Below are 11,042 nucleotides of genomic sequence, written 5' to 3'. Positions count from 1 at the left end.
GCATAGCGCCTGTCGTGCCCATCGGCACTGCGTGCCCGTCTGGCCACCCCTCGGCAGTGCGTCACTGCCGCGCCGGGAGGTGCGCCTGTCGGCACCGTGTGGCCGCCGAACCCCTGTGTGGGGCCCGTCTTGAACACTCTAGTCGGGGGTTGGATACCAAACTCGTCAGAACAGTCATTTGCGACCGGCAACCAGCCGATCAGACAGGCAATCGCGAGCCCGTCACCGGGAACAACGTCGTTCTGGGCCGTTCCCATCCTGACTGCTGTACGCCGTCAGCGAAACCGGCCGGACAGACCACAAGTGCGGTCAGGACTGCGAGTGATACTGCTCGATGATCTCGGCCGGAATCCGGCCGCGGTCGCTGACCGCGAGGCCCTTCTTCCTGGCCCAGGCCCGGATGGCCTGGTTCTGCTCGCGGTCCGCGGTCACCGTCGGAACAGTCGGCGCCGGGCGTACGGCTGGGCGGGTCGGGGCGCGCGCCTTGCCGGCCTTACGGGCCACGCTGACATACGTCGCGAGCTGGTCACGCAGCTTCGCCGCGTTCTTGTTGGACAGGTCGATCTCGTACGCCACCCCGTCGAGCGCGAAGCGGATGGTCTCGTCGGCCTTCCCGCCGTCGACATCGTCGATGAGGATAATTTCGGTACGCTGCGCCACCGCGTTGATTTCCTTCCCCGCAGGAATGTCCGGCAATGACTGCTTCTTGAGGACATTCTCATCCTTGGAACACCTGCCTGGCAGGGCCGCCGGCCTCAACCGCCGGTCGAGTCAGGTCTCACGCCGGGTGAGCGACGCATCCAGGCCCAGCGGGTCCGCGTCATGGCGCGCGTCCCGACTCGGTAGCACCGCCCGCCGACGGAGCTTACCCCTGCCTGCGTTTACCACCTGCAGCGACGGGCCGGGCACGGTCAGCGGCCCCACCCGGATCGGGCGAGGGCCGCAGAATCTATACAGAATCCGTTTACAGACCGTTGGAACGGTTGATCAGGTCCTGAGCGGTGCCCTGCGCCTGGTCGTACCGGTCCGGGAAGGCGGACCGCTGCACGCTCTGGGCGACCCGGCCGGCCGACCAGCCGGGGTTGTTGGCCGCGTTCGGGATGGCCTGGTCGAGATACTTGTTGGCGGCGTGCGCCACGTCCAGGCAGTTGTTGCGGTCCTCCGGGCACCAGAACCGTGGGATCTGTTGGAAGACGCCAATCGAGTCGCCGGTGCCACAGTTCAGGTTGTTGGCATGCGACTCCACCCACGCGGTTTCGAAGACGGACAGTCGTACGCGACCGTCGACGCCCCGCTGGTTGCTCACGTCCCGCAGGATCCGCAGCACGTTGTCGTCCGCGTTGCCCGGGATGGACCCGCAGTTCTTCGGTGTCACCACGGACGCCGGCACGTGGGTGCCGGGCGCCAGCAGATCACTGGAGTTACTCGCAGTGCCACCGTAAGCCGCCGGTGCCGCCAGCAGCGCGGCGCCAACCGCCCGCCGCCGCCAACGACATCCTGACGCCCCGCCGGATCGCTGTCCTGCTCATCGGAAGTTCCTCTCGGTGCTGGGGGGTTGTGACCTGGAACACCGCGGCTGTGTCGGTCGGGAACTTCCTACCTCGTGCTAATAGGTGTTGTAAATGACTTTCGCCAAAAATCGCCCAAGCCGCATTAAATGGGTAGTGGGTATCGACGACACCCGGTAAAACCGGGCGTACGGGTGATAGGGCGACAGCGGGTAGCGGGACTACTCAGGTCGTACGAACGGGAAAAGGATCGTTTCCCGGATTCCTCGGCCAGTGAAGACCTGAAGCATCCGATCGACGCCCATTCCCATCCCGCCGGTCGGCGGCATGCCGTATTCGAGGGCCCGAATGAAGTCCTCGTCCAGCTGCATGGCCTCGGGGTCGCCGCCAGCCGCGGCCAGCGACTGTTCCAGCAGGCGCTGCCGCTGGATGACCGGGTCGACCAGCTCGGAATAGCCGGTGCCGACCTCCATACCACCGATGTAGAGGTCCCATTTCTCGGTGACTCCCGGCTTGCTGCGATGCGACCGGGTCAACGGCGAAGTGTCCAACGGATAGTCCCGGACGAACACCGGGTCCTGCAGTTGGTCGTCGCAGAGCGCCTCCAGCAGCTCCTCCACCAGCTTGCCGTGGGTGGCGTGCGGCGGGATCTGGACGTCGAACTTCTCCGCGTACGCCCGAAGGGTGTCCACCGAGGTCTCCGGCGTCACCTCGTCCTGCACCGCGGTGGACACCAGCTCGTACAGCGACAACGACGGCCACACGCCGCCCCCAGATCCAGCTCGGTGCCGTCCAGCCGGGTGACCGTGGTGGAGCCGAAGACGGCCTGCGCGGTCTCCTGGTAGAGCTCGCGGGTGAGGGTGCCGACCGTGTTGTAGTCGCCGTACGCCTCGTAGACCTCAAGCATGGTGAACTCGGGCGAATGGGTGGAGTCGGCGCCCTCGTTGCGCAGCACCCGGCCGAGCTCGAACACCTTGTCGATGCCGCCGACCGTGCAGCGCTTGAGGAACAGCTCCAACGCGATGCGGATGTAGACATCCACGTCGAAAGCGTTGTAGTGGGTGGTGAACGGCCGCGCGGTGGCGCCGCCGTGAACCGCCTGCAGTAACGGGGGTCTCCACTCTATGAAGCCGCGGCGGTGCAGCGAGTCCCGCAGGCCGTGCACCGCGGTGGACCGGATGTGGGCCATCGAGCGGGCGTCCGGCCGTACGATCAGGTCCACATACCGCTGGCGGACGCGGGAGTCCTCGCTCATCGGCTTGTGCGCCACTGGCAGCGGCCGGAGCGCCTTCGCGGTGATCGCCCAGCTGTCCGCCAGCACGCTCAGCTCGCCGCGCCGAGACGTGATCACCTCGCCCTGGACGCCGACGTGGTCGCCGATGTCGACCAGCGACTTCCAGTCCGCGAGGGCCTGCTCCCCGACCTTGGCCAGAGATCATCATCATCACCTGCAGCTCGGTGCCGTCACCGGCCCGCAGGGTGGCGAAAGCAGAGCTTGCCGCCGTTCCGGAAGAAAATCACCCGGCCAGCCACCCCGACGGTGTCGCGGTCGCGGTGTCGGTCGCCAGGTCGGCGTACTTTCGCCGCAGCTCACCCAGGGTGGTGGTGAGCGGGAAACCGACCGGATATGGCTCGACGCCTTCGGCCAGCATCCGCTCCCGCTTGTCCCGGCGCACCCGCAGCTGCTCTGGCAGGTCGTCGGCTTCGGAAATGGGCTGCTCAGTCACGTACTCGAGGGTAGCCATCGGCCGTCTCGAGCCATCCCACCGGCCTCCGATGACCTCTAGGGTGTGGAGATGGACCGTCAGGGATGGGATCGTCGTCGGCTGTCCTTCGGCGCTGTTGCGCAGCTCTACCAGCGGACCCGGCCCGACTATCCGGCCGAGGCGGTCAAGTGGATGCTCGCGACCGTGCCCGCCGGCGGGACCGTGCTGGACCTGGGCGCTGGTACGGGCAAGCTGACCCGAGTGCTGGCCGGCCTCGGCTTCGAGGTGGTCGCGGTGGAACCCAGCACCCCGATGCGGGAGGCGCTCGCGGCCGCGCTGCCCGGGACCCGGGTGCTGGAAGGGGGTCCGCGGAGAGCATCCCGCTGGACGACGGCGCGGTGGACGCGGTGGTCGTTGGGCAGGCTTACCACTGGTTCGACCCGGACATCGCCAACCCGAGATGGCCCGGGCCGGCGGGTGCTGCGGCCGGGCGGGGCGCTCGGGCTGATCTGGAACCTGCTGGACGAGCGGACCAGCTGGATCGCGCAGCTGGGCAGCGAGCTGGACGCGTACGACCGTACGAGCAACGGCTTCAACGGCAACGGTTTCAACGGCGCTGGCAGTGAGCGGGACCTGGGGCCGTGGTTCAACGTTCCCGAACACGAGCGCTTCCATCACCAGCAGCGGCTGACCATCACCGACCTGCTCGACCTGCTTCGGTCCCGATCGACGGTGGCCACCCTGGACACCCCACAGCGGGACGCGCTGCTGGGCCGCGTACAGACCCTGGTGCTGCGCAACGCGCCCGTCGACGCGCAACAACAACAACTCGACCTGCCGTACATCGCCTCCACGTACCGCTCCACCCGCACCTGACGGAGAGTTGCGCTCGGCTGGCGTCGAGTGCGGGACTTTAACCCACACTCGACGTCGAGCGCGGAACAAAGTCCCACACTCGACGAAAATCCATGCGACTTCAGGAGGCTACGGAGAGTTGCGGTCGTAGACGAGGCGGAGGCCGATCAGGGTGAGAGCCGGCTCGTGGTGGGTGATGGTGGCGCTCTCGGAGACGACCAGCGGGGCGAGGCCGCCAGTGGCGACGACGGTCGGGATCGGGGTGCCGAGTTCGGCGGCGATCCGGGTGACGATGCCGTCGACCTGGCCGGCGAAGCCGTAGAGCATTCCCGACTGGAGCGCCTCGACGGTGTTCTTGCCAATCACCCCGCGGGGTGCGACCAGTGGCACTTTCAGCAGTTGGGCAGCGCGAGAGGCCAGCGCGTCCAGGGAAATCTCGATACCAGGCGCCAAAGCGCCGCCGAGGAACTCTCCTTTTCGTCCTACCACGTCGAAATTCGTGGACGTACCGAAGTCCACCACGATCGCCGGGCCGCCGAAGAGGGTGTAGGCGGCGAGGGTGTTGACCACCCGGTCGGTGCCCACCTCGCGCGGATTGTCGACGTTGAGCGCGACACCGGTGCGTACGCCCGGCTCCACCACCAGCGTCGGAATGTCCTGGTAGTAGCGGCGAAGCATGACATTGAGCTCGCGATGCAGGGCCGGCACGGTTGAGCAGGCACTGATTCCGGTGATGTCGACGCTGTCCGCCGCGAGCAGGCCGCGAAAGGTCAGTGCCAGCTCGTCGGCGGTGAGGCGCGCGTCCGTACGCATCCGCCACGAGTGCACCAGTTTCGCGCCGTCGAAGGTGGCCAGCACGATCTGGGTGTTGCCGACGTCGATGCAGAGCAGCACTTAGCGCCCCAGCTTCAACGCGGTGTGTTGTCGATCAGCCGGGTGGCGCCAACCTTGGCGGCTATCAGCAATCGCGCCGGCCCTTTCGCTGGCGGCGGGCCGAGCGATGGATCGGTCAACTCGCAGTAGTCAACGTCCACAGTGGACTCGGCGGCCAACACCGCGGTTGCGGCCGCCAGCACTGCGACCGGGCCCTGACCGGACGCCGCCACGCCAGCCCGCAAGGCCGCTGACAGCGCTAAACCGGAACGGCGTTCGCGGGGCGACAGGTACGCGTTTCGGCTGGACAGAGCCAAACCGTCCGGCTCGCGTACGATAGGCACCCCGACGACTTCAATGTCCATGCTCAGGTCAGTGACCAGCTGGCGGACCATCATCAGCTGTTGATAGTCCTTTTCCCCGAAAAACGTGACATCGGGAGCGGTCAGATGCAACAGCTTGGAGACGACTGTCAGGACACCGCCGAAAAATCCGGGACGAAAGGCGCCTTCCAGGATTTCCCCACGCGGACCCGGCTGCACCCGGACCTGCGGCGGACCGGCCGGATACATCACCGCGGCGGTCGGCGCGAAAACCAGATCAACCTGTTCCCGCACGCAGATTTCCAGGTCGGCTTTCAGCGTACGCGGATAGCGGTCGAGGTCTTCGGTGGGCGCGAACTGCAGTGGATTGACGAAAATCGTGGCGATCACCGAGGCTGCCCTGGCCCGCGCCTGGCGCAGCAAAGCGGCATGGCCGGCGTGCAGGGCACCCATCGTCATCACCACCGCCACCGGACCCGGCAGCCGGTCGCGGGCAGCCGCGAGGGCGTCCCGATCGCGTACGACCGGAGGCGTCAGCAACCGTTCCGCCGGCGCACCGATCTGCCCGGTCACGCGCGGGCACCGTTGGACCGGGCGGCCAGCACATCCAGCAGCCGCTCCGCGTCCTCGGGCGCGAGCCGGCCGGACGCGATCGCCCGGTCGGCCGTCCGGCGGGCCATCGCCACATAGCCGGCGAGCGTCTCCGGCGCGTGCGCGGCCAGCGTGTGTCCAGATGCGTGCGCACGGTGTCGGCGTCACCGCGGGAAACCGGCCCGGTCAGCCCCGCGTCGCCCAGCCGCAGCCCGTTGTCCAGCGCCGCGCCCAGCAACGGGCCGAGCAGCCGCTCAGGCTGCCCAACGCCGGCTCGGCGGAGCAGGTCGGCGGCCTCGGTGACCAGCGTGACCAGGTGGTTCGCGCCGGTCGCCAGCGCCGCGTGGTAGAGCGGCCGGAACTCGTCCGCGATCGGGATCGGCTCGCCGCCGATCTCCAGCACCAGCGCCTCGGCGACCGGCAGCACCGGCTCCGGAGCGGTCACCCCGAAAGCCACTCCGTCGATCTTGTCCACGTCTTCGGGTCGCCCGACGAACGTCATCGCCGGATGCAGCGCCATCGGCAGTGCCCCGGCCCACGCGGCCGGCGCCAACACACCAAGCCCATGCGCCCCGGACGTGTGCGCGACCAGCCGGCCCGGCTGCCACCCACCAGTCTCGGCCAGCCCGGACACCAGCCCCGGGAGCACGTCGTCAGGGACCGTCAGCAGCGCGAGATCCACGTCGGCGACCACTTCCGGGACCGGCAACAGCGGTACGCCCGGCAGGAACTGTTCGGCTCGCCGCTGGGACGCGTCCGAGACTCCGGAGGCCGCGACCACGTGGTGGCCCACTCGCATCAGCGCCGCGCCCAACGCCACTCCGACGCGGCCGGCTCCGACGATGCCGATCCTCAAATGGCCCGGCGGTTCAGTCATGGCGTGATCCAGTCCGTTCGTTCCGGGTACCGGTCAGGCCGCCAGTATGCGCGGGCCGTCGCCGATCGCAACACCCACTCGTACGTGCGGCGTGTCACAACCCGATCGCGAACTCGACCTCTCTTCCGGGAGCGTCGAAGGTCAGACCTTTGCGGCGAAGGCGGTGACCAGGTCTCGGGTGGGAGCGGGCCGCTCCATGAAGGGCAGGTGACCGGCCTTCTCGACGGCCGCGACAGCGAGCCTCGTCCACCCGCCCGCACACCCTGACCGCTGCGACCACCCGCTAGCGGCGGCTTCGGGTCGTACGTTTGCGGGGCGGCTCGGCCTCGGTCGTACGGAACGGGATGCGTACGGTCGCGAGCAGCCCCGGCGTCCCGTCGGTCAGCGACACCGTGCCGCCATGCCCGCGTACGAGGTCGGCCACGATCGCCAGACCCAGGCCCACTCCACCGTCATCGCGAGCGCGCGCGTCGTCGAGACGGGTGAAGCGTTCGAAAACGCGTTCGCGGTCGGCGGCCGGGATGCCGGGGCCGTCGTCGGCGATCCGGACGATCACCGAGCCGTCCTCGGCGACAACCGACAACCCGACGCGCGTACGGGCATGCCTCACGGCGTTGTCCAGCAGGTTTCCGATCACCCGGGCCAGCCGGTCGCGGTCGCCAACCACCAGCGGCAGGTCGCCGGGAGCCGGCGCGACCACGACCGGCACTTGGCCGCCGTCGTACCGCTTCGCCACCCCGCGGGCCACCTCGCCGAGGTCCACCTCGTCCTGCCGGGCCGGCGCGGCCATGCCGGCGTCCATCCGGGCGAGCAGCAACAGGTCGTCCACCAGCCGGGACAACCGGTCGATCTCGGCCAACACGTCTTCGGTGCTGAGCTCCGGCGACCGACGGGCGGCGATTTCCAACTGGGTGCGCAGGCTCGCCAGCGGGCTGCGCAGCTCGTGGGCCGCGTCCGCAACGAAAGCGCGCTGCCGGTCCTGAGCGACCTCCAACCGCGACAGCATGTCGTTGAGCGTGACCGCAAGCCGTTGGACCTCGTCGTGCGCGTCCGGGACCGGCAGTCGCCGGGTGACCCCTTTGCCGGTGATTTCGGCGGCGCCCCGGCGCAGCGACTCCACCGGGCGCAGGGTCGCGCCGACCACCAGCCAGCTCAGCATCGCGAGCACCGCCAGCAGCACCGGGAAACCGACGCCCACGGCCGTACGCACCACCTTGCCGCCGTCCAGCACCTCGCGGATGTTCGCCGCCACGATCACGTAGCGACGCCACCGCCCGCGTCCACCTTGCTGACGAACACCCGAAGCGGCCCCTCCCGCCCCGGCTCCTCGCCCGCGATGACCATGAGTTTCCCCTGGTTGGCAGCGGCAGTCAGCTGCCCCAGCGGCATCATCGGCACCACCTGGTCGGCGGCGGCGGACGCGGACAGCACTCCGCCGCGGGCGTTGACGACCTGCACCAGCTGCGCCGGCCCGGCGGTTGGTACGGGGTTGGGCAGCTGCTTGGTCTTGACCAGCGTCACGACGTCCTGGCTGGTCTGCATGACGCTGGAGTCCACGCTGGTGAAAAGCGCCGCCGACACGGTGATCACCAGCAGCGACCCGCCGGCGCCGAGACCGACCGCGAGCACCGCGGTGGCCAGTAGCGTCAGCCGGGCTCGAAGGCTGAGCCGCCAGATCCACCGGTACGCCCGGTGGCCGCCGATCATCGGTCCTTCGTACGGGCCAGGTCGTCGACCACTCGGTAACCGGCACCGCGGACCGTACTCAACGTCTGCCGGCCGAACGGCACGTCGATCTTGCGGCGCAGATAGCCGACGTAGACCTCCACGACGTTCGGGTCGGTATCCGCGGCCGCGTCCCACACGTGGTCGAGCAGCTCGGTCTTGGAAACGACCTCGCTCGGTCGGCGCATCAAATACTCCAACAGCGCGAACTCGCGGGCGGTCAGGTCGATCGACTGCTCGCCTCGAGTGGTCTGCCGAGTGGCCGGATCCAGCGTCAGGTCCCCGACGCTCAGCCGCACCGGACGCGGTCTCACGCCCCGGCGCAGCAGCGCGCGTAGCCGAGCCAGCAGCAGCACCACGTACGAGAAGGGTTTGACCAGGTAGTCGTCGGCGCCGACATCCAACCCGTCGGCCTGGTCGTACTCGCCGTCCTTGGCCGAGAGCATCAGCACCGGCACCCAGTTCCGGTCCGTCCGCAGCGCCTGGACGATCCGGTAACCGGACAGCCCAGGCAGCATGATGTCCAGGATCACCAGGGTGTACGAGCCGGCCCTGGCCATCGCGAGGCCGGTCGTGCCGTCGTGCGCGAGGTCCACCACGAAGCCGTCGTCGACCAGCCCGGCCGCCAACGCGCGGGCGAACCGCACCTCGTCATCGACCAGCAACAACCGCATCGCCATCCCCCAAACTCGGAACTCTCAGTCTGCTCACAGCATGCCCTGTGGAGGATGTGAAACAGCTGAGTGAACGCCAAGGAGGTATGGGCATGTCAGCAGAAGATCAGGAAACCGGTTCAGAAAATCCCCCCGGTCGCCGCAAGCACGTGCTGCGGTGGGCCGTACCGGCCGGCATCGTGGCGCTCGCGCTCGCGCGTCCCGTCCGCCGGTGCCATGTTGCAGGCGGCACCCGAGCCGAGCCTGCCGGCGATGAGCGCACAGCAGTTGCTCGCCGCCATCCAGACCGCGAAGGTCAACGGACTTTCTGGCACTGTCGTACAAACCGCCGACCTGGGGTTGCCGAGCCTGCCGGGTCTGACCTGACCGGCACCGGCGCGCCGAGCACCGGCAGCTCGTCGCTGTTGTCGATGGTGTCCGGCAGCCACACGCTGCGGGTTTGGTACGCCAGCCCGGACAAGGGCCGGGTCGCGCTGCTCGGCCAGCTGGGCGAGTCGGACATCGTCTACAACAACCACGACCTGTGGACGTGGTCCAGCAGCGACCACACCGCCACCCACCGGGTGGTTCAGGCACCTGCGCGGAAGTCCGGCACGCCGTCGGCGGGCAACGAGAGCGGGCTCGCGAGCGGTACGCCGCAGGAGCTCGCCGCGCAGTTGCTGAAGGCGGTCGGCCCGACCACCACGGTCAGCACCACCGGCAACACCACGGTCGCCGGTCGCAAGGTTTATGAGCTGCTGCTGCAGCCAAAGGACACCCGGTCGCTGGTCGGCCAGGTGCGGCTCGCGGTGGACGGCGAGACCAAGCTGCCGTTGCAGGTGGAGGTCTTCGCATCCGGTGCTGGTACGCCGGCGATCAAGGTCGGCTTCACACTCAGGTCAGTTTCAGCACGCCGACCGCGGACAACTTCAAGTTCGCTCCGCCGCCCGGGGTGAAGGTCACCGAGGACAAGGCGTCGGCGCCGGACCCGAAGAAGCTCGCCCAGACGCATAAGCCGCAGCTTGATGGGGTGCGGCCGAACGTGGTCGGTCAGGGCTGGACTTCGGTGCTGGTCGCCAAGCTGCCGGCGAACGCGCTTAGTCCCAATAGCAGCGCACAGCCGGACGCGAAGAAGCCCGGTGGCGGCGCCAGCATCAACCCGATGGAACTGCTGTCGTCCCTGCCGCGCGTCTCGGGCACCTGGGGCGGCCGGTTGTTCTCGTCGGCGCTGGTCAGTGCGCTGATCACCGATGACGGCAGGGTGCTGGTCGGATCAGTGCAGCCGAGTCTGCTGTACGCGGCCGCCGGACAGAAGTGACGGCTGCTACCACCTCGTCCACCGAGCCGCGCCAGGCCAGCCAGCCTGGCGCCGGCTCGGCGGCCATCCAGACTCGTGGGCTGACCAAGCGCTTTCGCGGCGGGCAGGTGGCCGTCGACCATCTCGACCTGGACGTGCCGGTGGGCAGCGTTTTCGGCTTCCTGGGCCCAAACGGCTCTGGCAAGACCACCACGATCCGGATGCTGCTCGGCCTGATCAGCCCGACCGCCGGCAGCCACAGCCTGCTGGGCCTCGGGATGCCACAGCGGGCCAGCGCGGTGCTGCCGCGAGTCGGCGCGCTGGTGGAGGGCCCGGCTTTTCATCCGCACCTGAGCGGGACCGACAACCTGCGCCGGATGGACGCCGCCGATCGACCCGCCGATCCGCGTACGAGCAAGGCCAGGATCGGCTCGGCGTTGGAACGGGTGGGGCTAACCGCCGCCGCTCGCAAGCGTTATCGCGCGTACTCGCTCGGCATGCGGCAACGGCTCGGGATCGCCGCCGCCCTGCTGCAGCCGCGCGAAACTGCTCGTACTGGACGAGCCGACGAACGGCCTGGATCCGCAGGGGAACCAGGGAAATCCGGCACCTGATCACCGATCTGGCCGCCGAC

11 protein-coding genes and 2 pseudogenes are annotated in these 11,042 nt (G+C 68.7%); 4 read left to right on the top strand and 9 right to left on the bottom strand.

The window, feature by feature from the left end; all coding sequences use genetic code 11:
- Nucleotides 1-309: 309 nt before the first annotated feature.
- The 3 genes and pseudogenes from GNX96_RS03615 to lysS form a co-directional block, all read right to left on the bottom strand.
- Complete coding sequence (locus tag GNX96_RS03615) at nt 310-660, bottom strand: histone-like nucleoid-structuring protein Lsr2 (protein WP_163567080.1); 351 nt, start codon at nt 658-660, stop codon at nt 310-312.
- Between the two features lie 304 nt (nt 661-964).
- Nucleotides 965-1,390 carry a hypothetical protein gene (locus tag GNX96_RS03610; RefSeq protein ID WP_279579270.1) on the bottom strand — a complete coding sequence of 142 codons (426 nt, stop codon included), beginning with the start codon at nt 1,388-1,390 and terminating at the stop codon, nt 965-967.
- Between the two features lie 339 nt (nt 1,391-1,729).
- Nucleotides 1,730-3,253, bottom strand: a pseudogene (gene lysS / locus GNX96_RS03605) (lysine--tRNA ligase).
- Between the two features lie 51 nt (nt 3,254-3,304).
- On the opposite strand from lysS, the gene GNX96_RS03600 reads away from it, so the two are divergent.
- Complete coding sequence (locus tag GNX96_RS03600; RefSeq protein WP_163566989.1) at nt 3,305-4,090, top strand: class I SAM-dependent methyltransferase; 786 nt, start codon at nt 3,305-3,307, stop codon at nt 4,088-4,090.
- Nucleotides 4,091-4,198: 108 nt separating this feature from the next.
- On the opposite strand, the gene GNX96_RS03595 is transcribed toward GNX96_RS03600, so the two are convergent.
- From GNX96_RS03595 to GNX96_RS03575, 6 genes and pseudogenes are all read right to left on the bottom strand, one after another.
- On the bottom strand, nt 4,199-4,963 hold the full coding sequence (locus GNX96_RS03595) for a type III pantothenate kinase (RefSeq protein ID WP_163566988.1): 765 nt from the start codon (nt 4,961-4,963) through the stop codon (nt 4,199-4,201).
- Nucleotides 4,964-4,977: 14 nt separating this feature from the next.
- Nucleotides 4,978-5,838: a pantoate--beta-alanine ligase gene (gene panC / locus GNX96_RS03590; protein ID WP_313885573.1), complete on the bottom strand. Its 861-nt coding sequence runs from the start codon at nt 5,836-5,838 to the stop codon at nt 4,978-4,980.
- A gap of 208 nt (nt 5,839-6,046) precedes the next feature.
- A pseudogene (locus tag GNX96_RS03585) lies at nt 6,047-6,733 on the bottom strand (Rossmann-like and DUF2520 domain-containing protein); the annotation flags it as partial.
- Nucleotides 6,734-7,016: 283 nt separating this feature from the next.
- Nucleotides 7,017-7,991, bottom strand: coding sequence for a sensor histidine kinase (locus GNX96_RS03580; protein ID WP_279579269.1), 975 nt, complete (start codon nt 7,989-7,991; stop codon nt 7,017-7,019).
- Nucleotides 7,988-8,440, bottom strand: coding sequence for a hypothetical protein (locus GNX96_RS48525; protein ID WP_279579268.1), 453 nt, complete (start codon nt 8,438-8,440; stop codon nt 7,988-7,990). The genes GNX96_RS03580 and GNX96_RS48525 overlap by 4 nt, the downstream gene beginning before the upstream one ends.
- Nucleotides 8,437-9,132, bottom strand: coding sequence for a response regulator transcription factor (locus GNX96_RS03575; RefSeq protein WP_163566987.1), 696 nt, complete (start codon nt 9,130-9,132; stop codon nt 8,437-8,439). The genes GNX96_RS48525 and GNX96_RS03575 overlap by 4 nt, the downstream gene beginning before the upstream one ends.
- Before the next feature lie 92 nt (nt 9,133-9,224).
- Between GNX96_RS03575 and GNX96_RS03570 the strand changes: the two genes are divergently transcribed.
- The 3 genes from GNX96_RS03570 to GNX96_RS48515 are packed head-to-tail and all read left to right on the top strand — an operon-like array spanning nt 9,225 to nt 11,022.
- Nucleotides 9,225-10,067 carry a LolA family protein gene (locus GNX96_RS03570; RefSeq protein ID WP_279579267.1) on the top strand — a complete coding sequence of 281 codons (843 nt, stop codon included), beginning with the start codon at nt 9,225-9,227 and terminating at the stop codon, nt 10,065-10,067.
- A complete protein-coding gene (locus tag GNX96_RS48520) occupies nt 10,064-10,429 on the top strand; it encodes a hypothetical protein (protein ID WP_279579266.1) in 366 nt (121 codons plus the stop codon). The genes GNX96_RS03570 and GNX96_RS48520 overlap by 4 nt, the downstream gene beginning before the upstream one ends.
- Entirely contained in the window at nt 10,426-11,022 is a 597-nt protein-coding gene (locus tag GNX96_RS48515; protein WP_279579265.1) for an ABC transporter ATP-binding protein, read from the top strand. Before GNX96_RS48520 ends, GNX96_RS48515 begins: the two co-directional genes overlap by 4 nt.
- Nucleotides 11,023-11,042 lie beyond the last annotated feature (20 nt).

This window comes from Fodinicola feengrottensis (assembly GCF_010993775.1).
GTDB lineage: Bacteria > Actinomycetota > Actinomycetes > Mycobacteriales > HKI-0501 > Fodinicola > Fodinicola feengrottensis.
The sequence above is the reverse complement of the archived record's forward strand: the minus strand, read 5'-3'. Positions and strand labels throughout refer to the sequence as shown.